We start from the raw sequence: 24,294 nt of genomic DNA, 5'->3' as shown, positions 1-24,294 counted from the left end.
CTCCACTACAGGATTTCTCTACATCTCTATTTAAACAGTTCCCGAAACTTGTTTCTCCTGCTCTAAATCCCCCCGGTCAGCCCCTCCCCCCCTCTATGGGGAGGAGGAACGCGGCTCCGCCCTTCGCCATACTCACCCTATCCTTTCCTGAGTGGGCCCGCCCACCCTTCGAATAATGAGACAAGGCAGTAATCCATGAGCGGCAACAGCACCGAGTGGTGGCGCAACAGCGTTATTTACCAGATTTACCCCCGCAGTTTCTGCGACGCCAACGGCGATGGTATCGGCGACCTGCCAGGTATCACCCAGAAATTGGATTACGTGAAATCCCTCGGTGTGGACGCTATTTGGATATCCCCTTTCTTTAAATCCCCCATGGTGGATTTTGGCTATGACGTGGCGGACTACCGCGATGTGGACCCGATTTTCGGCAATCTGCAGGACTTCGACCGCTTAATTGAGGCCGCCCATGCCCGCGGCCTGAAAGTTATTATCGATCAGATTCTGAGCCACACCTCAGATCAGCACCCCTGGTTCGAGGAGAGCCGCTGCAGCCGCGACAACCCCAAAGCCGACTGGTATGTGTGGCAGGACCCTAAAGCCGATGGCAACCCGCCCAATAACTGGGTATCTGTTTTCGGTGGTGGCTCCTGGCGTTGGTGTACCCGCCGCCGCCAATACTACCTGGCCAACTTCCTCAAAGAGCAGCCGGATCTCAATGTGCACAACCCCGAGGTGCAGGCGCAGTTGCTGGCGGATATGAAATTCTGGCTGGATCGCGGTGTGGATGGTTTCCGCCTGGATGCGGTGAATTTTATCTTCCACCAACAGGCCCTCAGCGATAATCCTCCCCGCCCGCTTAAGCTGGATCAAAAAGGACTGCCACCGGTCAATCACTACGATTACCAATGGCACAAGAACGACAAATCCCAGCCAGAAAACCTGGTGTTTTTACAGCGTGTGCGCCAGCTGATGGATCAATACCCGGGTACCGTTACCGTGGGCGAAGTGGGTGATGATAATACCCATAAGATCATGGCGGACTACACCACGGAACAGCGCCTGCATATGGCCTATTCCTTCGATTTATTAACCGAGGATTGCAGCGCGCAATTCCTGCGCGAAACCCTGGAAAAGAACCGCGCGGTAATTGAAAAAGGATGGCCCTGCTGGTCCATTAGCAATCACGATGTGCCGCGCTCTATCACCCGCTGGAACCGCAGCCTTAGTCCGGAGCTGGCGCAAAAGCGCGCGCCCCTGTTCCTACTGATGCAACTTGTCCTGCGCGGTAGCGTATGCCTGTATCAGGGGGAAGAACTGGGCCTGGCGGAAGCGGATATCGCCTTTGAGGATTTGGTGGACCCCTACGGTATTAACCTTTGGCCCGAGTTCAAAGGTCGCGATGGCTGCCGCACGCCTATGCCCTGGACCGATACCGCTGATCAAGCCGGCTTCACCAGCGGGAAGCCCTGGTTACCGATTTCCCAGAGTCACCGGAACTTAGCCGTGAATCTGCAGCAAGACAGCCAGCACTCCATGCTCAACCAGTTCCGTGCATTGATCGAATGGCACCGGCAACTGCCCCAAAGTCTGGCAACCGCACAACAGGAAGTTCTCGATACCGGCAATGATTTATTGGTGTTCGTGCGCCGCGCAGATAAGGAAGTATACCTGGTCGCCCTGAACCTGGGCGCCACTGAGGAAAGCTATGCTCTGCCACAAGAGTTTTTTGGGGCCGAGGATATTACTCCAGGCCTGTTTGCAATGGAGCTGAGAGAAAACACGCTGGTTTTGCCCGCCGCTGGCGCCGGTGTATTGCGAAACAAAAATTAACTTCAGGCTTTAACAGCCCGTCAAAAAATTTTACCAGCTGGTGGCAACAACCACCGGCTGCCAATTTCAGAAAAACGGCAGTATCTCTCCCAGGGCTATAAGTTGGTTTTTCTGTCTCTCTGCAACGTCATTTATCCTTTCGACGTCTGCTTCTCCGCCGGCCCAAAGCCGGCTTTTTTCACTTTGCTCTACTTACTTTGCTGTGCGCCTCATAGATCAAATTGCTTCCAGAGCTACCTTAGCCTGAGTTAAGGCCGTCTCTTTGTGGTCATCCCCCATATTCAGCCCTTCGGCATAGATGACCGTGACATCGTCGATGCCAATAAATGAGAGAAAATGCTTGATGTAGGGCACATGAAAATCTATGACAGAATCTTTATAGAAACCCCCAGATGTCGTGACCAATACCACTTTGGTATCTCTAATCAAACCCTCTGGCCCATTTTCTGTATAGGTAAAGGTCACCCCGGCCCGCGCTAAGTGATCAAACCAAGCTTTCAGAGTAGATGGGCTACCAAAGTTATACATGGGTGCTGCAATCAGTACCGTATCTGCATTTTTGACCTGTTCAATAAGGTTGTTCGAATACTCCGTTAGCGCTTTCTGGGCTGCACTTTTCTGCTCCTCAGGGCTGAAGAAGGCACTTACCATTTCACCGCTCAAATGCGGAACCGGGTTAATACTTAAATCCAACTCGGTGACTTCAGTGGCAGCCTGTCGTGACAGCCAGTGTTTAGCCAGTGACCTGGAAGTCGAATGGTCCCCTAAGGCAGAGGCATAAACGGCAAGAATTTTGTGACTCATAGTCTCTCCAGCTAGTGAACATCAATGATGCGGAGACTATAATCTCTGCAAATTGGCAACTAAATTATCAATTTATGCAATTTATAATTGCATAAATGCAATATGATGGACTGGAACGATCTTAGATACCTGATAGCCGTGGCAGATCACGGCTCCCTACAGAGTGCAGCCAAAGCCTTGGGGGTAAACCATTCCACCGCCTGGAGGCGTCTGCAGGCCTTGGAAAAAGATCTTGGCTGCCAGCTTTTCGTGGCAGACAGGCAGGGCTATTTCCTCACAGACGAAGGAAATGCAGCTTTAGAACACGCCAGAAAAGCCGCCGAGAATATCAATGCCATTGCATTGAATACAGGCATTAAAAACTTGGAAATGGAAGGCATTATCCGTATTACCTCAATTGGCTCTTACTCTTATGAGGTGGTTCCAAAACTCTGTGCCGCCTTTCGCACACACCACCCCAAAGTTGAATTTGAACTCATAGACTCGGCGGAACATCTATCACTGGAAAAGAGGGAGGCGGACATTGCCTTTCGTGGATCACCTAGCGCTCCGGATAATCTCATTGCCAAGAAGCTCTTTGATATCAACTGGCATATTTTTGCCCATCCAGACTTGGTTAGCGGTCCAATGACACTGGATGAAATTAAGCAGCAGAATATTATTGGTTATCGCGGTTTGAGTTTGCCGATTGGTCGCTGGAGTGAAAAAACATTTAAGAATAGTCGCAAAGTAATTTACTGTAATTCGGTAATGGCAGCGGCAGGTGCAGCCAATGCAAAGCTGGGTTTTGCCATTTTGCCCGAAGGGGACCAAAAAATGGTGCAACCTTACAAACTAAAGAAAGTATTCGAGCTTAAAGAGTTTCAAAGTCATTTCTGGTTACTTTCTCATCCTCAAATGCGCAATTCAGCACGCGTTAAAGCCTTTTGGGATTTCAGCCTGGACACCTTCAAGAAAGGGTATCTTTAAGCTGATCAAGGTGAAAATTATTAGCTACGGGTGCCCATCAGATCACAGCCTATAATATTCAATTAATATGGATGCACCGCCCAATCATTCAATAATGATTAGCCGTATTTAACCCCAACTGTCGTTAACAGGCGGACCATTCGACGGGAAATTATTTTCAACAGGCGGAATCGATCCGTGCCAATACCCGGGCCAAAATCCGAAAGCGGAAACGCCAGTAAAGCCGGCTTAAAAGGCTCCCAGGTTGACCTGCAGAAAGCCGATTTACCCTCCATTTACCAGGCACTCAACACCTCACCTCAGGGGTTAAGTCAGGCCGAGGCCGAGACACGTCTGCAACGCTACGGCCCCAATAGCATCCAGGAGAAAGAACAAAGCGCACTACTCAAGTTTCTGCGTTTTTTTTGGGGACCCATTCCCTGGATGATCGAAGCCGCCGCCCTGCTATCGGCACTTATCGGTCACTGGCCAGATTTCGCCATTATTATGGCGCTACTCCTTTACAACGCCGTCGCGGGATTTTGGCAGGAGCACAAGGCCTCCAATGCTCTGGCCGCGCTCAAGGCCAGCATGGCGCCGCAGGCGGAGGTGTTGCGCGATGGTAGTTTTCAAACCATTGACGCCGCCGATGTAGTTCCCGGGGATATTGTGCGAATCAAACTCGGCCAAGTGGTGCCCGCAGATGTGCGCTTTATCGATGGCAAATCCATCAGTATCGATCAGGCTGCTCTTACGGGTGAGTCATTGCCGGTCAGCAAAAAAATAGGAGACATCGGTTATTCCAGTAGTATCGCCAAGCGCGGCGAAATGACCGCTGTTACAATTGGCACCGGGCGCAATACTTTTTTTGGCCGTACCGCAAAGCTGGTAGCCGGTGCCGGCCAAGGCGCCTCCCACTCGCAAAAAGCCGTTACTCATATTGGCGATTTCCTGATAGTGCTGTGCCTGGTACTGGCTTTGTTACTGGTAGGTACCCAGCTCTACCGTGACATAGTGGTGGCCCCCAGCTGGCACTGGTCGGACATTATTAATATTTTACGCACAGTCCTGGTGCTATTAATTGCCTCGATTCCCGTGGCAATGCCCTCCGTAATCACTGTCACTAACGCACTCGGTGCCCTGGCGCTATCCCGAAAAAAAGCCATAGTCTCGCGACTGGAGTCTATAGAGGAGCTTGCCGGGGTCGATATTCTCTGCTCCGATAAAACCGGAACACTCACCAAGAACCAACTAAGCCTGCACGATCCCAAATTATTTGTCGCCAAGAGCCCGGAACAGTTAATTCTCGCCGCGGCGCTCGCCTCGGAAAAAGGTTCTAGTGATCCGATCGATCAGGCAATTTTTGCCGGCCTCAAAGATAAGAAATCACTTAATAATTACCAGCTTAAAGAATTCACTCCTTTCGACCCAGTAATCAAGCGTGCCCAGGCCCAAGTAGTCGATGGCAGTGGAAATTCTTTGTTTTATTGCAAAGGTGCACCCCAAGCGGTGATGCAATTGTGCAAGCTCAGTGGTGATAATGAAAAGAAAGCCTCAGACTGTGTGCAGGAACTCGCCGCACGGGGCTTACGCTCCCTGGGTGTGGCGAGTTCCAATGATGGGAAAAGCTGGAACTTTCTTGGCATCCTCTCGCTAGAAGATCCACCTCGGGATGATTCCAAACAAACCATCAGCCGGGCCAGGGAGCACGGGCTGCAGATAAAAATGATTACTGGCGACGACGTCGCTATCGGCAAAGAAATCGCTGCTCAGGTGGGGATTGGGCAGAATATTTACGCCGCCGCCGATGTTTTTACCGACTCGGAGAATATGGACCACTTATCCAAGCAGGTGGTCGATTGTGTTGAACGCGCCGATGGCTTTGGCCGTGTTTTCCCCGAGCATAAATACGCTATCGTAAAAGCCTTACAAGAGAGAGGGCACCAGGTGGCAATGACCGGCGACGGTGTCAACGATGCGCCTGCCCTAAAACAAGCTGATTGCGGAATTGCCGTTAGTGGCGCCACCGATGCGGCCCGTGCCGCAGCGGCGATTATTCTCACCGCTCCGGGCCTCTCCACTGTAGTGGATGCTATTGACGAAGCACGCAAGATCTTTGAGCGCATTATTAATTATGTGCTCTTTCGGGTATCCATGACCCTGGATATTATGGTGGTGGTGGTGTTTGCCACTATCCTTTTCGGTTTTTCTCCCCTCACCCCAGTCATGATCGTATTAGTGGCACTGCTCGACGATATTCCCATTATGACTATTGCCTACGACAACACCCTGCTGCCGAAAGAACCGGTGCACTGGGAAATGCGTGATTTGTTACTAGGTTCGACCATTATCGGCATTTTTTCTATCGCACAAACCATGGGGCTCCTCTTGATTGGTATGGAGTGGCTACAAAACAGCCAGTGGCAATCCTGGATACCCCTGGATAAGCCTCAAATCCAAACGATTATTTTTTTACAAATTGTCGCCGGTGGTCATTTACTACTTTTTGTCGTGCGCTCCCGCTCTGCCTTCTTCGCAAAGCCACTGCCCGCAATGAGGTTATTTATCGCTATTGTCGGTACTCAGGCGCTCACGGTTTTAATGTGTGGATTTGGTTGGCTGGTACCTGCTATTCCCTGGCGTATTATCGGACTCGTTTGGCTCTATATGATTTTGTGGATGTTTATTCTGGATCTGGTGAAGAAGCTGCTCTACCAACGTCTGCAGGATATTTAATCCAACCTGCATGGACAAATCATTTAACTTATCATGAAGAAATAAAACTATGAACTGCTTCGAGGCATTCCAGGTAAAACCCGGCAGCAAGATACAGTTAGATAAGATCGATGCCAGTTTTAAAGATTGCTATAACAATCGCGAAGAGGCCCAGCCGGTCATTGATAAATTAGATGAAAGAATTCGCGCACAGCAGTATCTTATGTATGCTGAGCACAAGCGCTCCTTATTGATCTGCCTACAGGGTCGGGATGCCTCCGGTAAAGATGGCACAATTAATCATGTGCTTGGAGCAATGAACCCCCAAGGCTGTACGGTGACTAGCTTCAAGCAGCCATCTAAAGAAGAAGCCGCCCATGATTTCCTATGGCGATGTCACAAAGTCACTCCCGCACAGGGACATGTGGCGATTTTTAACCGATCCCACTATGAAGATGTATTAATTCAACGGGTGCATAATATGGTACCAGAGAGCATCTGGTCCAAGCGTTACGACCATATTAACCACTTCGAACAGCTACTAGCCGACAATAACACCCTGACACTGAAATTTTTTCTGCATATCGATGCGGACGAACAATTGAAACGCTTTAAGCAACGTATCGATGATCCAAGCAAACACTGGAAGATCAGTGAGAGCGATTATACGGAGGCGAGCTACTGGGACGCCTACACCCAGGCTTTTGAGGATATTCTCTATAAGTGCAGCAAACCTCATGCCCCTTGGTTCGTTATTCCCGCCAATCACAAATGGTTTAGAAATCTGGCAATTGCCTCCATTGTGGCCGACGCGATGGAGGCCCTAAAAATGTCTTTTCCCAAGCCCAGTGTGGATATCAATGAAATAAAAAGAAAATATCATAAGCTGGATGACCTAGAGGAAAAAGAGGGACTCTTAGATGATTCAAAGGAGCATAAAAAAAGCTAGCAACCTCTCCTAAGTTCTAATCTTCGATAATTTTTTCACTTCAAGGTTGAATGCAGGTAACAATAACTATCAGTGGAACCGCCGGACTGTGAGGGCTGTATCCCAGCGATCAGCAGAGTTTTTCAGAAGCCCAACAGGCAGTCCCCAATGATGCACCTTACGCTCGGTAGACGGCGCAATTGAAGCACCCAGGAATCGCATTGTGAATATGAATATACTCCACACTCCCTAAGGAAAATTGCTTTTCAAGCACACCCTCAAGCTCAGCTCCCTGAGCAACCTCAGCAGTCTCCATTAGCCCCTCGCAATTATAAGCGCGAATTGAAAGTAGCCTGTGTCGCAGCATCAGTGGAACTTCATTAATCTCCAACTTAGCTGGCTCGGCATGCTCCCGAATAAAGATAGGGCCTGAAGCACGATAAAAGGATGAAGTATTATGATGGCTATAGGGTAGGCAGAGTACCCTCTCCCCTGCTTTGGCATCCACAAGGGACACCCTGCAGGGATAACCGGGGCTCGCATCTACAAGCTTCCAGCAAGCATTTTTTTCTTTCAACTGAGCATCTGGAAGCATCAATAAATGGTAAAAATTTAGCGGGTTAATGCCTTGTATTTGAAATGCCATGGTAACTGCAACCTGATTGATCAAGAAGAAACAATCATAACTTCACAGCACATCGAGTATCGGTCATTTTCGGAAGTGTAAATTTGGGCAAATGTGATACAGCTGTAAAGAATACACTAATGGATTGAAGCGATAGGACTTCTCTATCTAATGATCACACACTCAGCGACAAATAAAACCAACAAAATTAACTATAAGCCAGCCTCAAGCTTACTCGATATACTACCTCTATACAGAGGAACACTTAGCAACAATAACAACACACTGAAAAGCTATTGGTGATACAGAAATCACCTTCTATCTATAATTTTTCTAATCTTCCCAGGTTTTTCACTAATTACACCAGGCTGTAGGATATCTATATTTAGTCTTGAAGCAGACTCAAGCCCAAGGAATATCATACGAAGTGTTAGATCAAAACTAGTCAACTCTCTATAAAACTCACCCGCCAAATACTCTTTTGCCTGATCATCAACAATATCTTTAGCTTCAATTTTAAATGATAATTGATCGTGCCCATCAATTTTATCGATAATGCAATGGTAAAAGGAACTGAATCCAGGAATGGATGTAACGATGTTTTCTAACACAATTGGATATATATTTCCCCCATTGATTGTGAACATATTATCGAGACGCCCTCTGATGGGACCCAAATAGGCTCCAGTTTGGCCACACTCACATGGCTCCTTATACATTTCAGCCAAATCGTGTGTGTTATAACGAATCAGAGGAAGAGCTTCACGTTTCAGAGCTGTTATTACTAATTCTCCTGTAACACCATCATCACATAACTCACCCGTATCTGGATCAATAACCTCCACATGAAAAAAATCTTCCCAGACATGTAAGTTATGATATTGGCATTCACTCGCTACTAGCCCAAATTCCGTATTTGCATACATGTTAATTAGCTTGGCGTTGAATACCCCCTCATAGTAACTCCGAAAAGTCTCTGAAAACAATTCACCCACTACGAATATTTTCCTGACACTCAAAGACACGGGCGATATGTTTTTTTCCAGACAGTAACGCTCTAGCCTCGGTAACAATGAAGGTAAGCAAACCATATAATTCAGCTTGTCTTTTTGTAGACTCTGTAGCTGATGATCAATTCCCAGAAAGGAATCTGCAGGAATAGTGAGACCAAAAATTTCACTGGCAGCATGACAGATCATCCCACTAGGCCAGGGACCATAAGTCATTGCACATAAACACTTGTCGAATGGTTCAACACCCGCAAGCAAATAGCTTCGAGCCTGAGAGGTTACTGCCAGCTCAATATCTTTACGTGTATAGGGCACGCGCTTGGGTGCACCGGTACTGCCCGAAGTATGACAATAGCGAACAATATTGTCATAATTCATACTAATTTCTGACATAGAAGTTGAGAACACTTCCGAACTTATAATCGGTAGTTTATATAAATCTTCAAAACTTCTTATTTCCTCTATGTCAATATCATTACTTATAATTAACTTGCGATAGTAATCAGATTTTTCAAAGGCTTCTCGCAATAGTCGCCTCACCTGTTCATCTTTTAAACTCTGCCTTTGAATTTCAGGCTGATTATTGACATGTGAAAATTCAGCCTGCAGCTCATCATAATTCATAAAACCCACCAATTAATCACTTATAGTACTTAATCAGTTTTTCAGCGGAAAAATGTACACGATGTAATTCTCTTCGTTGATTATAATCATTGACAGCATAGTGTAAGACTTGGTGATTATTCCAAATAACCAAGGTCCCAGGACGCCATTGCACTCGACAATTGAATTCTGGTTTTTCTATATGATGAAATAAATAATTCAAGAGCCCCATACTTTCATCGCATGTCATTCCCTCAAATTGTGAGGTAGTAGTTCGGTTTACGTAGAGAAAAGGCTTACCAGTTACAGGATTTTTACAGACTGCTGGATGTATAGCAGATTCTAGCGGCATCAATTTGAGTGCTCGCTCTATACCAGATTCATCTCCATCTTTACCTTCTATTGACTTTTTCAGCGGCTGTTTTTTAAGCATTAACTCAGTAGTGTGTATCACATTGAGTGAACCGACTAACTGTTGCATTACAGTTGACAGGCTCTCATAAGCAAGCGTTGAACTTGTAAAGAGGGTATCACCACCCCTAGGAGGAATATCAATACCGTACAATGCGATACCTTTTACCGGGTTGGAGTAATAGCCCTGATCGTGATGCCATATTCCTCCTGTATTTTTCTTTTCACCAGGCTCCTTAATAATTTTAGCAACTTGTGGATAACCCTCTGAGTGACCTTGAAAGAAGAAATAGTTCTGCTGAAGCTCCCCAAACAAGCTGCAGAACCTAACAAATGCCTGAGTATCCAGGTCAATATCTCTGATAACTAAAAGTTCATGTTCATGCCATAAATTTTTTAATGTTTGCTTAGCGTCCAGATCGAATTCAGAAATTTCTTTAGCGGAAATCTCAATACCAAAATTTCCTGTTAAATAGTTAAAATTCATAGAATGCTCTCTAATTGAGATGTTGTATATTGCGACCAATTCACTAATTTTAATGCTTCTGGCATATCGCCACTTGAACGCATTATTGCTGCCCTAGCTGAGCAAAAAGTCGCTGCTCGAATAATTTCTCTTAAACTATCCAGTTGGTCACTGATATTATTGAGAGCTGTCATTCCGCAGGGAACCAAATCCTGATTATTTCCTTCACACGAGAAACTCATCTGACGCACAGGTGTCGATCTAGCTTTTATTTCCTGGAACAGAGCCGACGATAACTGATGAATTCCTTTACAGTGGTTAAACGATTCAGCATTTAAATTATCCGGCAGTCCTCCATTCAATCGATGATCCATCAAAATCAATATTTGTCGATCAAGCATTTCGGCTAAGCGATGGATAATTTCCTGCATAAATTCGGCAGAAGCTGCCAATCCAATCGCATAAAACAATCCGCCATGCCATGGACCTGATTCAAGAATTAGAGGGTTATCTGCAACGGCAGTGGCTTCAGAACGTATTTTTTCCTCTGAATACTCCAATAGATCAAGGCAGTGGCCTAATATCTGGGGAGCACAGCGAACAGAATATCGCGCTTGTAATAAGCTTTTTTCACCCTCGATAACCCTTGAGGACCGCAGGTAATCACGTCGTAATTGTGTAAGTAATTGGCCAGCACGCGCATAACTGCCATGCACCTCTCCGTAGCTCAATCCCTCGGAGAAGTGTTCATCTCCCGCCCCTATGGCCATGGAGGTTAATGCCACAGATTTGAAACAATCTCTTAATAGCTTTCTTAGCTGATAATCATGCTCAATAGCCCAGGAAGCCATCATAGAGTTGGTATTTACAAGCCCAATGACATCACGGGGGCCTCTTGGCCCTTGTTCAAATAGAGGTGAAATAGCATGAGCCATGGAAATCAAATCACCACTGGCTCCAAGGCTCCCTTTTCGGGGTACTCTCGGAAGCCTTTCGCTATTGGCCAGCTTAAGAAGCGCTTGATAAGTGGAAGGATGGATACCAGATAAGCCGTGCGCTGTTTTTAGAGCCTGTAACTTTAATGCACGCCTGACTACCGATTTCGGTAATGGCGCACCAACACCAACTCTTAAGTATTCCAGAAGATTGACTTGTGTCTCTTTCCACTGACTTGGATCTAGGCGATTGCGCTCATTCTCTCCATAACTTGTGTGCAAACCGTAGATAGGATTTCCATCATCTCCAAGCTGTTCCTGCAGTAATGCATAGGAATGCTTAACTCTAGAAATATCTATATCACTCGCAGTAATTGGGTTGTGTAAGTACCCCCACTCATACCAAGCCTGCAGAGGAAAAGTTAAAACTGAGTTGAAATTAGTTTCATAGGTTACCGCACTGCCATTCGCTACCGCTGGATAGCTTAGAGATGATGTAGACACCCTGACTCCAGAAATAATTTGAATACTAAGAAGGCGAAGAAATTAGCATGGGAGTTGAAACTTGAAAAATAGAACTGGTCGTTGGTTGCCATAGGCAATATCTATGGCAACCAAATAAATGTCGATGTAGACTCAACTTAAACAGTCTGGCTTTTAAAGTGGCTAAATAAGTTATCCCTATGTTTCCACACGCTGATGAACTCAATTATTTTATTGAGGTTGCTAAAACAAAAAATATTTCAAGAGCGGCAGAGAGGTTAGGGATTCGGCAACCGAGTTTAAGCGCGGCTATCAAGAGGCTGGAAAGACAGCTTGGTACAGAAGTAATCATACGAGAAAAAACTGGTGTGCAATTGTCTCGTGCAGGGTTGAGACTATTAAAAAGTGCTCAGCAGTTACTTGATGATTGGGATGAGGTTAAGTACTCAGCGCTGCGCGAAAACAAAGAAGCTGTTGGTCACTTCACCATTGGATGTCACAGTTCCATTTCACTACATATGCTGCCCGATAGGCTAGCCGAATTCATTGCTCAAAACCCAGGTATCGAATTAAGCTTCCAACACGCGCTTTCTCGGGAAATTGTCGAATCAGTGGTCAGCTGGAAAACTGATATCGGCATTGTGGTAAATCCCGTACCCCATCCTGATTTAATCATAAAGCACCTCTGTCATGATGTGGTGAGCTTTTGGCATAATCCTGAAAAAATACAGTCCAGGGACGTATTAATTTATGATCCAGCACTGATGCAAACGGACTGGCTGCTAAAAAATATGGCAAAAAATAACAAATATAAACAATATATTACTTCCTCTAGCCACGAATTGATCACAAATATGACACTTGAGGGAGTCGGGGTCGGCATAATTCCTGGCCGAGTTGCTCAAGCAATTGGAAGAAATCAGCTTCAATGGGTTAATGAAGACCAACCAGGATTCAAAGATGAAATCTGCTTGGTGTATAGAAGGGAAATAACCCATAGCCTAGGTGCTGAGAAGTTAATTAAAGAATTTAAACTTACGAATTATAAAAAATTTGGTTAAGAGAAGAGAATAGGAAAACTAATTTTTAAACTATGAGCCAATTATTTTTGATCTATATGTCAAGTTCCTTCTCGATAAAATATTGCCAACCATACCGTCGCCTCACCAGAGGATGTCTCAATCACCCGATGCTTTCTTCCAGCCTGTATCAATAAGCAATCACCAGACTTCAGTTGACATACCTCCCCGCAATCAAACTCCACCACCCCATAACCACTTAGTACAAGCACCCACTCATGTTCATCCTGGTCATACCAACCTTCCTCCGGCGAGGATTGGCCGTATGAAACGATTCTCTCAATTCGTACAGCATCACTTTTTACGATGTCCTGGAAGTGCTCAACCTCAGTGTTTTTCGGGAGATTCTCGAGAATATTTATCATATTTACTCCTGCCAGCTAGAAAAGTGATCCATTAGATAATCAATGGCCATTCTCGCTCGTATTGGTAAAAAGCGGCGATTCTGATACACAATCCAGCTACTGGCTCCGTGCCCCCAATAAGGCTCCAGCACGGGCTCTAATAACTGTGAGTCTAACGAGCGGTTAAAGCTGCTTTTTGGCATATAGGCAATACCTAGACCTTTTTCACATGCGTTTACCACTGTATGGGCATTATTACTTCTCCAACGACCATTAACCCGGACTGATTCTTCAACACCCTCCATATCGAATATCCAGTTATCATTATTCGCAACAATACAACTGTGTGACTTTAAATCTTGAGGATGGTTTGGCCTGCCGAATTGATCGAGATATTCCGTACTGGCAACAGCCATCATCTGGCGTCCCGCCAGCTTGCGGGCTACCAGTCCAGAATCCTCCAGGCGGCCATAGCGGATCGCAAAGTCGATACCATCCTCAACAAAATTAACCATTCGGCTGTTGAAATCGATATCAATCTGCAGGTCGGGATGCTGTAAAGCGAAAGCCATCAGCGCTGGTGCCACATACTGCTCGGCGAATATACCGGCACAGCTCACCCTCAAGGTGCCACTCAGCTCATACTGTTGCTGGCCAACCTGTTCATTGGCCTGCTGCAGACCCACAACCAGTTCTTTACAGCGCTGGTAATAAACAGCCCCAGCCTGAGTCAGGCTGACCAAGCGCGTTGTTCTAGCCAGAAGAGCGCTTCCCAGGCGCTCCTCCAAGCGAGCCACCTGCCGGCTCACATGACTGGTACTGCACCCCAACTGTTTGGCGGCCGCGGAGAAACCCTGGCACTCAGCTACAGCAACAAATTCGACTACACCGTCAAATGTATCCATACCTCACCATTATTGCCATTCTGCAAAGGTATTTAACAGAAACTATATATTATCATCTTATCAGGGACAACCTAGAATCCTCCCACTGAATGCTTAACACAGAGGACAGATTCATGAAGAAAGTACTTATTCCCGTAACCAACCATGCAACCCTCGGGGAAACCGACCAAGCTAATGGCACCTACTCTCCTGAGCTGACGCACGTCGTGCATGTCCTCAAAGAGAATGGCATTGACTACGATATTGCCTCCATCAAAGGTGGCAAGGCGCCACTCTACGGTACCGATATTGAAGGAGATGAGGTCAACAGCCAGGTATTGGCCGATGAAGACTTCCAGAACCGAGTCAACAACACTATTCCAGTAAACCAGCTGAATACTGCCAATTACGATGCCGTGTTCTACCCAGGTGGGTTTGGTCTACTTTCCGACCTAGCCAGTAATGAAGATTTCGCTAAATTGAGTGCAGAGATCTATGAAAATGGCGGCATTCTTTCTGCGGTCTGCCACGGTCCGGCTGGCTTACTACCCATCACCCTGAGTAATGGTGAGAGTTTGCTGGCTAGCAAATCGGTAACCTCCTTTACCCGAGAAGAAGAAATCGACTTCGGCACCATTGAGGATATTCCTTTCCTGCTTGAAGAAGCAGTTAGCCGAAAGTCTGCTCGATTTAACAAAGTGCAACCCTGGCAGGAATTTGTCATCGAGGATGGCCGCGTGATTACCGGTCAAAATCCAGCCAGTGCGCATGCTGTTGGTAAAGCAATCGCTAAGCAGTTAATCAACTAGCGGTTAATAACGCATCAACAAAGCTGGCGCAAGCTGATGTTCCTGCGCCAGCTTTTCATATCCCTTCAGCCCTACAGCCCTACAGCTTCCACTGTGGGTCATCCCAACTCATCTACATCAGCAGTCATAGCCTTAAAATCCCTTCCACGAGGTTCCAGCAGTGCCTAGCTCAATTCTTTATCCGTCGCTTATGTTAATTGCCGGAATCGGCATCCCGGTGATGGCCACGTTAAATAGTGGTCTAGGTGTGAAGCTTGGCAGCTCTGCTCTCGCTACGACGATTTTGTTTTTTGTCGGACTGACCATCTCTACTATTTACTTATTTAAAACTGAAGGTTTCCAAGTAGCCGGTTTTCACAAAGATATCTCCTGGCACCTTTATCTCGGCGGCATATTGGTTGCTTTCTACGTACTCAGCGTCACCTGGGTTTCACCAAAATACGGCGTTGGCAATACTATATCTTTTGTTTTACTTGGCCAGCTCTTTGCTATGGCCACCATCGATCATTTTGGCCTCTTTGGTGCACAACAAAGCAGCCTGGACCCCAAACGAATTATTGGATTTATTCTGATGATTGCAGGCATCTTATTAGTGGTAAAACGCAATTCATAAATATATCTGGAGATCAGACAATGCCCAATCTATATGTAATGGCAAAAGTGAAGTCTAAACTTGGAGAAACACAGAAAGCTAAGAACATTCTGACAAGACTGGCAGAGAACTCTGAAAAGGAGAGCGGATGTTTGAGTTATCTGATTTTATGTTCGGGTGAGGATACAGATACCTTTATGACATTAGAGGTGTGGGATTCAAAAGAGAGTGAACAAAAACATTGGCAAGAGCCGCATTTAAAAGAAACATTAAAAGAGTTAGAACCAATTTTGGCTGAAGAACCAAGAATTGAAAAATATCAGGTTACTTCTGATTAAAAGCATACGACCATCTCCAGCAAAGTTAATGATCATAGGCCCACAACAAAGTTAGTGTGGGCCAAGGAGAATATTCAGGAAGTAAGGGAAGACACATGAATCATAATAAGTAGCGTATTCATAAATGCACTCAGCAGTAAAAAACTCAATTCACCCTGAATTAAAATACTACAGGCACCACTCCCTCTAAACGCTTGTGTCATTACTCAGGAAAATTAAAAACAGGATTGGTGATCAACATTTCCGACCAACTAACACGCTCTGCTCGGTAAATCGTGGTATCGAACACTTTTAATTCCCACGCAGTATCCGCTGGGCTAGTCGATGTTACCTCTACCAAGTAAGCATTGCGATCACTTCCCGTACTGATGTCCGATGGGCCACCGGCACAAAGCAATATATTTCCACCGGCAAGCTCATCAACATCACCCAAGGATTGAGTATACTTTGGCGCTATGTATTCCCAGGTTTGTTCAGCACTCATTGTCGATGTATTCAGCCGAAACTTTACTGCACGGCTATTGTAGATATTACCACTCAACTCAGCTTCATTTCTGTTGTCGTAAATCAGAATTTCATGATCACTTGTCAACATTGGCGCATGCTGCGAGGCCATCCAGGAACCAGTCTGTAGAGTAAAGAATTTATCCTTCAAATCGCTCTCAATATCTGAGTCCCTCCCCATTATCCAATTTATCGCACCAGACTGATGATCAATGCTGACCACCCAGCTCTGAGAGCGACTAGAAAGTAAAATGGAATTATCCTGAGGAACATAATGCAGTGCATTAGAGTGGCTCCAGTCAAGGGCTCCGTTATCCAAAACCCTACTGGCCAAAGCACCGGGGAAACGGCTGGTATCCAAGTGATCAAATGCCGACCACTTCCACACTGTGTTCCCATCAGTATCGATTTCTAAAATGGCATCTCCTTGTAGGAAATGCTCACCAAACTGGCCCGTTTCATTGGTTAACACCAACAGATTGCCATTCTCCAGCAAATGAATATCGTGGTGATAACTCGGCAATTCGAAAGAGGACAACACCTCTCCGGAGAAAGAGATTACTCGGGCTTCCCCGCTGAGTAGTAAAAGTAAACGCCCATCATGTAGATTTCTCGCTACTGGAGCACCGGTTAATGGGACATCACCGTGCAGATACCAAACAACCTCTCCCTCTTCATCAAATCCCCAGAAAGTACTATCCCTCTCCGCTGATGGCGCAAAGATAGTAATGCCCCCCTCAGACATAACCGTTTTATTCAAAAGTTCAACAGCGGGAACTCCCGCAGGTACCGATCCTGTTTTAAATTCTACGATTTCACTGCGAACAATCTCACCACTATCCAAAAGTGCAACCGCAGTAAACCGATAAGTAGTATCAGCGCGTAGACCGACCACGGTTACTTCGTGGTCTGTGCCTGGCTCACTATACGCTGTACGTCGTCGACTGGTGTCTGCAGAGTTAAACCTTATTGCCACTCTCGCCGCTTCCGCAGTAATCACACTGGCATTCACCATCAGATGGTTTTCAGGGTGAGCGCTGAGTGTTAATTGAACAGTATCATCCTGCTGTGCAAAAACCTCAGAGACAGTACCTGTTAAAAACAGCAAGAATACTGATTGAAAAACAGCCAACCTAAAATATTTACTCATTGGGGATCTCACAGTTTGTTATGAATACAACTGTTTAACGCAACCATTGCCTTCTGGTTTACAGAGAAATTGACTTTTCAAGAGACTGTAATCGATCGTAATGGATGATTATTGACTAGACGCACCTAATGCTGCACTATGCGCCAAAATTGAGAACTGGTACGCATTTACCAAACTTTGAAGAATGCATTACAGAATTTGATCCTTCACCCCGCTGCCAATTCATCACCACAAAATACTCATCGCTGCCTACTTATCCAGGTAGGTGGTCTTTTATATTGATGTAAGGATATCCTTTGAAAAGATTTATTCTCAGCTCCGTTATCGCTCTTTCCGCATCCAATACTATGGCAATGGAAAACAGCTTCTACATTAAGTCATCTTATGGAAAGGTAGATACAGATATTTCTTCACAAGAAGCTCAGGAACTGTTCGGAACAAAACTCTCAGATCCTAATGGCTGGTCTTTAACATTGGGATATCGCTTCAACAATTTTCTTGCCATCGAAGGCGGCTATGCAGACTTGGGCGAGGCTGAAGCTAAGACAAGTGAAAATGATGTAATTCCTGACATGAGCGGAACTTACTCTTACGACTATAGCTATAGGGCCGAACTTAACGCCCAAACTAAAATGCTGGGCTTGTTCCTCTCCACCGATATCAGTAAAAATTTTTATGCTGGCATTCGTGCTGGATATCAAGCATGGGATGCAGAATTAAAAAGCAAGGGCAATTTCAATGCAAAATATGAATGGAATGATGACTTCTCTCAAGTCTTTGATGATATTTCTTATAATGAGGGTTTAGCTAATAGTGAGTCTACTGATGGTAGCGACCTCTATTATGGTGTTTCCGCTGGTTGGAACTATAACAACTGGAGCCTCAGCCTGGAGCACACTATTTTCGAAATGGACGAGCTGAAGCCCAGCCTCTCCTCCCTGGGACTGACTTATAATTTCTAAAGACCGCTCTTACTTTTTTCAGCAGCCATATCGGCTGCTGAATTTATCTCTAAAAAACTCTAAAGCTACTTTATCCCCGCAAACAATACCTCAAACCAGCGCAAATACTCCGACCCCAATTGAGCCTTTTTGGCCAGTCTCTTATCTCGATACACGTCCTTATATACATGATAAACCGCTCGCTCGGTCAACTCGCGCCAGCGCTCGCTATTAAGCTCAGGGATTGAGCCATTGGCTAAATTGGGATCGGTCAATGGGTCGTGCTGGGCTTCAGTGGTTCTCAGCGCTAATTCCAATTCTTGTAGAATCGGATTGATCACCTTGAGGGTATTAGATTCGAAGAGTTGCTTAGCACTGCCTCCCCTGCTCTGCGAAGCATTTTAAACTCTTCAATTCCTATCACTTTTCTATGAATGGCTTCAAGCATATGTAATTTGTTGTAATAGATAGCTGTTGACAGTCTCTCCCAGAGGTTGCAACATGCGCCAAATTTGGGGAAGTATCACTGGCAAATTAACAGTCACAGCAGCATATGATTTATACCGCACATATAACATCTTCTCTACCGACTTTACAAATCTCACGATAAACAAACACTACTCATCATCTAATTGATTAAGGATATCCCTTGAAAAGATTTATTCTGGCTACAGCTATCGTTTTGTCAGCTTCAAACACCATAGCACTGGAAAATAACTTTTACCTTAAATCCACTTATGGGGCAGTAGATACAGATATTTCCACCCAAAAACTGCAGGGTTTAAATATACCCGACAACCTATCTAATCCCAAAGGATGGTCCTTTACACTGGGATACCAACTCAATAACTATATTGCTCTCGAAGGCGGCTTTGTAGACCTGGGAGACGCTGAGGGTAGAGAGTATGATATCGTGGCAGTAGATTATGATGATATCTTCTCTAGAAAATTTAAGAAAACGATTAATACACAAACACAAATAGTAGGTCTATTTTTTTCTACCAATATCAATAGGGATTTTTATGCCGGAATACGTACCGGATATCAATTTTGGGATGAGCACTTTCAAACCAAATGGGAATCAAGCTATCTTAATCAATCTGAAAAGATAACAGGAACGTTCGAAGGTTCCTACCATCGCACCAATAACGGTAGCGATCCTTATTATGGCATTTCCGCTGGCTGGAACTACATCAACTGGAGCCTAAGCTTGGAACACACCATTTTTGAAATGGAAGAGAGAAAACCCAATTTCTCCTCTTTGGCGCTGACTTACAACTTTTGATGTAGTAGCCAATAGGCTTTCTCAGTAGCAGAGCCGACTGCTGAGCACGAGAACTAATGACTAATTCTCTTCCTAAATTTTAACATCAAGATAAAAAATATCACTCATCATCCAATCAGTTAGCTGATTCTTGTATATTTAGTTAAGGAAATCCTTTGAAAAAACTAATCCTTGCCTCCGCTATCATCATCTCCACTTCAAGTACTATGGCAATGGAAAACAGTTTCTACTTCAAGTCTACTTATGGAATGGTTAATACAGACATTTCCTCACAAGAGACACAGGAGAAATTAAGCACTGATCTATCTGATCCCAATGGCTGGTCTTTTATACTGGGTTACCACTTGAATAAATTCCTTGCTCTTGAGGGTGGCTATGTAGACTTAGGAGATGCTGAGGGTAGATACCACGATCGTTACGATTCCCCTTATGGGTTTTCCGCCCATGATACTATCCATAATTACACGATAAATACACAAGCAAAAACATTTGGTCTCTTTTTAACCACCGATATCACCAAAGATTTTTTTGCTGGATTACGTGTAGGATATCAACTTTGGGATGAACATTTTGAAGATAAAGTAACTAATTATTTGCATTATTATGATCACGACCAGAATGGTGTTTTTACCGACATAGCAACCCGAAGCTACACAGAAAAAGATCAAGACTGCGAGACCAAGGATGGTAGTGATCTTTATTATGGAGTTTCCGCCGGCTGGAACTACAACAACTGGAGCGTAAGTCTAGAGCACACTATTTTTGAAATGGAAGAAAGGAAGCCCAACCTCACCTCCCTGGGCCTGACTTACAATTTCTAAAGACTGTTCTTACTTTTTTCAGCAGCCAAATCGGCTGCTGAATTTTTCTCTAAAAAACTCTAAAGCTACTTTATCCCAGCAAACAATACCTCAAACCAACGCAAGTCCTCCGGCCCCAACTGGGCATTTTGGGCCAGCTTTTTATCCAGATATACATCCTTATAGACATGGTAAACCGCTCGCTCGGTCAATTCGCGCCAGCGCTCGCTATCCAGCTCAGGGATTGAGCCATCGGCTAAATTGGGATCGGTTAATGGGTCGTGCTGGGCTTCGGTGGTTCTCAGCGCTAATTCCAATTCTTGTAGGATCGGATGGATCACCTTGAGGGTATTAGATTCGAAGAGTTGCTTCGCACTGCCTCCCCTGCTTTGCCAAGCATTTTTAACTCTTTAATTCCTATCACTTTTCTACGAATGGCTTCAATCAGTTGTAATAGATAGCTATTGACAGTCTCTCCCAGAGGTTGCAACATGCGCGAAATTTGGGGAAGTATAACTGGCAAATCAACAGTCACATCAGTACATGATTTATACCGCACATACTTGAGCACATATAACTTCTTCTCTACCAGATTTTCAAACCTTACGATAAACAAACACTACTCATCATTTAATTGATCAAGGATATCCCTTGAAAAGACTTATTCTGGCTGCAGCGATCGCCTTGTCAGCTTCAAATACCATAGCACTGGAAAATAACTTTTACCTTAAATCCACTTATGGATCTGTAGACATAGATATCTCCTCGCAAGATGCGCTCGAGAGCTTTAAAACCAAGCTATCTAACTCTAGTGGATGGTCTATTACTCTGGGATATCGCCTCAATAAATTTATTGCTCTCGAAGGTGGATTTGCAGACCTGGGAGATACCGAAGGGAGTTATCGGCATGAAGAGTGGAGCTTTAGCCAATGGGGCGACGAGATGTCCGAAATCAGTACTATTGATTATAAGATCAGTACAGATGCAAAAATACTAGGTCTATTTCTCACCACAGATATTACTAAAGATTTTTACGCTGGAGCACGCGTAGGATATCAATTATGGAATGAACAATTTCAAAAGAGACATGAATTTTCTGCAAGGTGGGATTGGGATGACTATCATGGCATTAATACTACAGATGAGACCAATGATGGAAGTGACCCTTATTACGGTATTTCTGTTGGCTGGAACAAGAACAACTGGAGCTTGAGCTTGGAGTATACCATTTTTGAGATGAAAGACAGAAAACCCAGCCTCTCCTCCCTGGGACTGACTTACAATTTCCAAAGACCGCTCTTACTTTTTTCAGCAGCCATATCGGCTGCTGAATTTCTCTCTAAAAAACTATAAAGCTATTTTATCCCAACAAACAATACCTCAAACCAACGCAAATCCTCCGGCCCCAACTGAGCATTTTTGGCCAGCTTTTTATCCAGATACACGTCCTTATATACATGATAAACCGCTCGCTCGGTCAATTCGCGCCAGCGCTCGCTATCCAGCTCAGGGATTGAGCCATCGGCTAAATTGGGATCGGTCAATGGGTCATGCTGTGACTCAGTAGTTCTCAGCGCTAATTCCAATTCTTGTAGAATCGGATTGATCACCTTGAGGGTATTGGATTCGGAAAACTGCTTGGCCACTTCCTCCTCTGCCTGGCGAAGCATTTTTTTGCCCTGTATTTCCGATAGCTTTTCTCCGGCAGGGCGCAAGCCGAATTTATTAACCACTCCACTAACACCGGGCAATACCGCCTTGGCAGCCAGTCCAGCGCCAATTAAAGGGTTAAATACCGCTGTGACACCCCCAACCAGCAACAGTCCAAGAGTCAGTTTTCTGTCGAGCTTGTCGATATCATCTGCCAGCTTCTCTAGAGAGCTTTTGTTGGAATTCTCCCTTTCCAGCGACAATTCTACGGCGCTCTCCACCATAAATTTACGTAAACTCCCCCCATAATGGGAGTTGGGAAAGTGAAATACTCGACGCTTAGGTAGGTCGTTTACCTCGGGGCATCATCGGGCAAACAACGCATTGTATGGAGAGTAAAGCCATTTTGTGAGAGCCTATAAGGAATCACAAAGTAATGCTTTTCATCATATTCCTGCATAAAATGATCACTGCGCTCAGCAGAGGAGAATATCGGCAGGCCGGCAACCACTTCTTGAAAAACTTTTAAGCTGCCGGTGATTTCTGCTGGCAGTTTACGAGAAAGATCAAGTAAACCCTTCTTGCTTCTATCGAAATATTACTTCATATCCGTTTATTCACTGGGGAGCTAAGAATCATTGAGAGTGCTTCGCAGTATTCTTTTGGCCTTTTTGAATCCATTTCCCTGTGAAGAATATTCCTTGCCTAGAAGCTATTTCATAACTTCTTTAACGTAATTAACATGCATGCAATATAGAAAAAAGCACGATAAGTGGATAAATATCGTTCCCATCTAACAACTAAACGGCGGTAATTTCCCAACCACGCAAAAGTCCGCTCAACTTTCCAACGGCGAGTATACCTTCTGAGCTTTCTACCGTCCTGCCTTGAGGCTTTTTTTCTATTTCTTCTGTGTGGACAGATAAGGTCGATTCCACGACTCAACAGACTGTCTCGAAGAGGGTCAGAGTCCGCAGCTTTATCATAAACTAAGCGATGAATCTTTGTATTTTTATACGTAACATCAAGTAATGGATGTAATAACTTTACTTCTGCTGGTGAGGCCGAAGTAATGGTGCCTCCCAGTGGAATACCTTCGCCATCAACCACCACCATCCACTTTGAACCCTTGCCCCGCTTGGTTTTCCCGATTTCGAAGCCCCCTTTTTTGCTGGTGCAAAGCTGCCATCAGAAAAGACCTCCTCCCAGTTAAGCAAAGACTGTTGATCCAACAGTTCCAGGAACCTTCTCCATGCCTGTAACCAAGCTCCTTGCTCTTCCCAAAACTGAAGCCTTCTCCAGCATGTACTCGGTGATGGATACTGTGAAGGAAGATCTTTCCATCGCGCTCCAGAACGCAAAACCCACAGGATGCCTTCAAAACAAGCTCGATTATCAATGGATTTTGAGCCTCCCTTTCCTCGTTTTAACTCAGGAAGACAAGGTTCGATCAATTTCCATTGATCATTGGTTAACTCTGACTTGAATCGGCTCACTATTGCTGGACTTTTTTCTATGTAATTGCGTGAGAATAACCGATTTCAAGTTATGAAACAGCCTCTAGTTATTGTTAAAAGATTAATGGCATTAAGTGAGAATGCTTTAATTAGCTTCGGCATAAATCCAAGCTTTTGTACCAGATTTCAACTTGGCGGCAACCCGCTGATAGGCATCTACTTCATAGGCATCAGATTGAGCGAGTTCTTCAGCAGAAATCTCAAAGACCGTTCCCTCAACTTCGTCAGAGAAATTTCCGGTATATTTCAGAATGGGATGAAATTCCTTGCCACTAGTTTGAATAACCTGTGGATCTATGATTCTTATCTCGGAAAGCTGATAGCCAATTAAGACATCTCCAGATCCCTTTAACTTACGCCCAAAAGTTTCCAGCTGGACATTCTCCTGCTGAATCGTACCGTAAGAAAATAAACGTTCCATAGTTCAAACCTTAATCCTGCTAATAACTTATTGGCTGCAACGTAAAAACACACCCATTATATCGCCAGGGTATTTTACCTATTTAGAATCGGGTAAAAGAAGCCCCAAAGTAGTGGCCCTATAGATTTAAGTTCTTACTCTTAAAACTGGGAAAACCCACCGGCTAGCTGTATTTCAGGTTAATAACCAGTGATTCACTTATTCCTTTTTGATGTGACT

At 44.9% G+C, this 24,294-nt stretch carries 24 protein-coding genes and 2 pseudogenes; 12 read left to right on the top strand and 14 right to left on the bottom strand.

Annotation, left to right across the window (positions count from 1 at the left end):
- The first annotated feature begins 195 nt into the window (after positions 1 to 195).
- Positions 196 to 1,833, top strand: coding sequence for an alpha-amylase family glycosyl hydrolase (locus tag ACXAFI_RS01420; RefSeq protein WP_475107385.1), 1,638 nt, complete (start codon positions 196 to 198; stop codon positions 1,831 to 1,833).
- A gap of 216 nt (positions 1,834 to 2,049) precedes the next feature.
- On the opposite strand, the gene ACXAFI_RS01415 is transcribed toward ACXAFI_RS01420, so the two are convergent.
- On the bottom strand, positions 2,050 to 2,637 hold the full coding sequence (locus tag ACXAFI_RS01415) for an FMN-dependent NADH-azoreductase (RefSeq protein WP_475107384.1): 588 nt from the start codon (positions 2,635 to 2,637) through the stop codon (positions 2,050 to 2,052).
- A 102-nt stretch (positions 2,638 to 2,739) separates the two neighbouring features.
- On the opposite strand from ACXAFI_RS01415, the gene ACXAFI_RS01410 reads away from it, so the two are divergent.
- The 3 genes from ACXAFI_RS01410 (at position 2,740) to ACXAFI_RS01400 (ending at position 7,249) form a co-directional block, all read left to right on the top strand.
- Complete coding sequence (locus ACXAFI_RS01410; protein WP_475107383.1) at positions 2,740 to 3,606, top strand: LysR family transcriptional regulator; 867 nt, start codon at positions 2,740 to 2,742, stop codon at positions 3,604 to 3,606.
- A gap of 177 nt (positions 3,607 to 3,783) precedes the next feature.
- Positions 3,784 to 6,321 (top strand): plasma-membrane proton-efflux P-type ATPase, encoded by a 2,538-nt coding sequence (locus tag ACXAFI_RS01405; RefSeq protein WP_475107382.1) that lies wholly within the window; start codon positions 3,784 to 3,786, stop codon positions 6,319 to 6,321.
- Positions 6,322 to 6,370: 49 nt separating this feature from the next.
- Positions 6,371 to 7,249, top strand: coding sequence for a polyphosphate kinase 2 family protein (locus ACXAFI_RS01400; protein WP_475107381.1), 879 nt, complete (start codon positions 6,371 to 6,373; stop codon positions 7,247 to 7,249).
- Between the two features lie 157 nt (positions 7,250 to 7,406).
- Here ACXAFI_RS01400 and ACXAFI_RS01395 read toward each other — a convergent pair whose 3' ends face one another.
- The 4 genes from ACXAFI_RS01395 to ACXAFI_RS01380 form a co-directional block, all read right to left on the bottom strand.
- The gene (locus ACXAFI_RS01395; protein WP_475109788.1) at positions 7,407 to 7,823 is read right to left on the bottom strand and encodes a DUF1203 domain-containing protein; all 417 of its coding nucleotides are present in this window, start codon (positions 7,821 to 7,823) and stop codon (positions 7,407 to 7,409) included.
- Between the two features lie 341 nt (positions 7,824 to 8,164).
- Entirely contained in the window at positions 8,165 to 9,487 is a 1,323-nt protein-coding gene (locus tag ACXAFI_RS01390) for a phenylacetate--CoA ligase family protein (RefSeq protein WP_475107380.1), read from the bottom strand.
- A 16-nt stretch (positions 9,488 to 9,503) separates the two neighbouring features.
- The gene (locus tag ACXAFI_RS01385) at positions 9,504 to 10,364 is read right to left on the bottom strand and encodes a TauD/TfdA dioxygenase family protein (protein ID WP_475107379.1); all 861 of its coding nucleotides are present in this window, start codon (positions 10,362 to 10,364) and stop codon (positions 9,504 to 9,506) included.
- Positions 10,361 to 11,782: an aromatic amino acid ammonia-lyase gene (locus ACXAFI_RS01380; RefSeq protein WP_475107378.1), complete on the bottom strand. Its 1,422-nt coding sequence runs from the start codon at positions 11,780 to 11,782 to the stop codon at positions 10,361 to 10,363. Before ACXAFI_RS01380 ends, ACXAFI_RS01385 begins: the two co-directional genes overlap by 4 nt.
- Positions 11,783 to 11,961: 179 nt before the next feature.
- Here ACXAFI_RS01380 and ACXAFI_RS01375 point away from each other — a divergent pair, with 179 nt between their 5' ends.
- Complete coding sequence (locus tag ACXAFI_RS01375) at positions 11,962 to 12,822, top strand: LysR family transcriptional regulator (RefSeq protein ID WP_475107377.1); 861 nt, start codon at positions 11,962 to 11,964, stop codon at positions 12,820 to 12,822.
- A 59-nt stretch (positions 12,823 to 12,881) separates the two neighbouring features.
- Here the strand turns inward: ACXAFI_RS01375 and ACXAFI_RS01370 are convergent, their stop codons facing one another.
- Positions 12,882 to 13,205, bottom strand: a complete 324-nt coding sequence (locus ACXAFI_RS01370; RefSeq protein ID WP_475107376.1) for a cupin domain-containing protein — start codon at positions 13,203 to 13,205, stop codon at positions 12,882 to 12,884.
- 2 nt (positions 13,206 to 13,207) lie between these two features.
- Complete coding sequence (locus tag ACXAFI_RS01365) at positions 13,208 to 14,089, bottom strand: LysR family transcriptional regulator (RefSeq protein WP_475107375.1); 882 nt, start codon at positions 14,087 to 14,089, stop codon at positions 13,208 to 13,210.
- Between the two features lie 113 nt (positions 14,090 to 14,202).
- Between ACXAFI_RS01365 and ACXAFI_RS01360 the strand changes: the two genes are divergently transcribed.
- The 3 genes from ACXAFI_RS01360 (at position 14,203) to ACXAFI_RS01350 (ending at position 15,807) form a co-directional block, all read left to right on the top strand.
- The gene (locus tag ACXAFI_RS01360; RefSeq protein ID WP_475107374.1) at positions 14,203 to 14,877 is read left to right on the top strand and encodes a type 1 glutamine amidotransferase domain-containing protein; all 675 of its coding nucleotides are present in this window, start codon (positions 14,203 to 14,205) and stop codon (positions 14,875 to 14,877) included.
- Between the two features lie 160 nt (positions 14,878 to 15,037).
- On the top strand, positions 15,038 to 15,490 hold the full coding sequence (locus ACXAFI_RS01355) for a DMT family transporter (protein ID WP_475107373.1): 453 nt from the start codon (positions 15,038 to 15,040) through the stop codon (positions 15,488 to 15,490).
- A gap of 20 nt (positions 15,491 to 15,510) precedes the next feature.
- The gene (locus ACXAFI_RS01350) at positions 15,511 to 15,807 is read left to right on the top strand and encodes a putative quinol monooxygenase (protein WP_475107372.1); all 297 of its coding nucleotides are present in this window, start codon (positions 15,511 to 15,513) and stop codon (positions 15,805 to 15,807) included.
- Between the two features lie 202 nt (positions 15,808 to 16,009).
- Here ACXAFI_RS01350 and ACXAFI_RS01345 read toward each other — a convergent pair whose 3' ends face one another.
- On the bottom strand, positions 16,010 to 17,461 hold the full coding sequence (locus ACXAFI_RS01345) for an aryl-sulfate sulfotransferase (RefSeq protein WP_475107371.1): 1,452 nt from the start codon (positions 17,459 to 17,461) through the stop codon (positions 16,010 to 16,012).
- Between the two features lie 296 nt (positions 17,462 to 17,757).
- Between ACXAFI_RS01345 and ACXAFI_RS01340 the strand changes: the two genes are divergently transcribed.
- The gene (locus ACXAFI_RS01340; RefSeq protein ID WP_475107370.1) at positions 17,758 to 18,423 is read left to right on the top strand and encodes an outer membrane beta-barrel protein; all 666 of its coding nucleotides are present in this window, start codon (positions 17,758 to 17,760) and stop codon (positions 18,421 to 18,423) included.
- Between the two features lie 65 nt (positions 18,424 to 18,488).
- Here the strand turns inward: ACXAFI_RS01340 and ACXAFI_RS01335 are convergent, their stop codons facing one another.
- Complete coding sequence (locus ACXAFI_RS01335) at positions 18,489 to 18,743, bottom strand: hypothetical protein (RefSeq protein WP_475107369.1); 255 nt, start codon at positions 18,741 to 18,743, stop codon at positions 18,489 to 18,491.
- Between the two features lie 308 nt (positions 18,744 to 19,051).
- On the opposite strand from ACXAFI_RS01335, the gene ACXAFI_RS01330 reads away from it, so the two are divergent.
- Positions 19,052 to 19,687 (top strand): outer membrane beta-barrel protein, encoded by a 636-nt coding sequence (locus ACXAFI_RS01330; RefSeq protein WP_475107368.1) that lies wholly within the window; start codon positions 19,052 to 19,054, stop codon positions 19,685 to 19,687.
- Between the two features lie 155 nt (positions 19,688 to 19,842).
- Positions 19,843 to 20,508 (top strand): hypothetical protein, encoded by a 666-nt coding sequence (locus ACXAFI_RS01325; RefSeq protein ID WP_475107367.1) that lies wholly within the window; start codon positions 19,843 to 19,845, stop codon positions 20,506 to 20,508.
- Between the two features lie 65 nt (positions 20,509 to 20,573).
- Here ACXAFI_RS01325 and ACXAFI_RS01320 read toward each other — a convergent pair whose 3' ends face one another.
- Complete coding sequence (locus tag ACXAFI_RS01320) at positions 20,574 to 20,828, bottom strand: hypothetical protein (RefSeq protein WP_475107366.1); 255 nt, start codon at positions 20,826 to 20,828, stop codon at positions 20,574 to 20,576.
- A gap of 310 nt (positions 20,829 to 21,138) precedes the next feature.
- Here ACXAFI_RS01320 and ACXAFI_RS01315 point away from each other — a divergent pair, with 310 nt between their 5' ends.
- Entirely contained in the window at positions 21,139 to 21,840 is a 702-nt protein-coding gene (locus ACXAFI_RS01315; protein WP_475107365.1) for an outer membrane beta-barrel protein, read from the top strand.
- 2 nt (positions 21,841 to 21,842) lie between these two features.
- On the opposite strand, the gene ACXAFI_RS01310 is transcribed toward ACXAFI_RS01315, so the two are convergent.
- From ACXAFI_RS01310 to ACXAFI_RS01295, 4 genes and pseudogenes are all read right to left on the bottom strand, one after another.
- Positions 21,843 to 22,421, bottom strand: coding sequence for a hypothetical protein (locus ACXAFI_RS01310; RefSeq protein ID WP_475107364.1), 579 nt, complete (start codon positions 22,419 to 22,421; stop codon positions 21,843 to 21,845).
- A 433-nt stretch (positions 22,422 to 22,854) separates the two neighbouring features.
- A pseudogene (locus tag ACXAFI_RS01305) lies at positions 22,855 to 23,307 on the bottom strand (IS5 family transposase); the annotation flags it as partial.
- 146 nt (positions 23,308 to 23,453) lie between these two features.
- Positions 23,454 to 23,633 (bottom strand): annotated as a pseudogene (locus ACXAFI_RS01300) (transposase); the annotation flags it as partial.
- Between the two features lie 106 nt (positions 23,634 to 23,739).
- Positions 23,740 to 24,075 carry a gamma-glutamylcyclotransferase family protein gene (locus ACXAFI_RS01295; RefSeq protein ID WP_475107363.1) on the bottom strand — a complete coding sequence of 112 codons (336 nt, stop codon included), beginning with the start codon at positions 24,073 to 24,075 and terminating at the stop codon, positions 23,740 to 23,742.
- Positions 24,076 to 24,294: the final 219 nt, after the last annotated feature.

It is taken from the genome of Microbulbifer sp. ABH2_005 (assembly GCF_056160005.1).
This window is presented reverse-complemented; position numbering and strand designations above follow the sequence as displayed.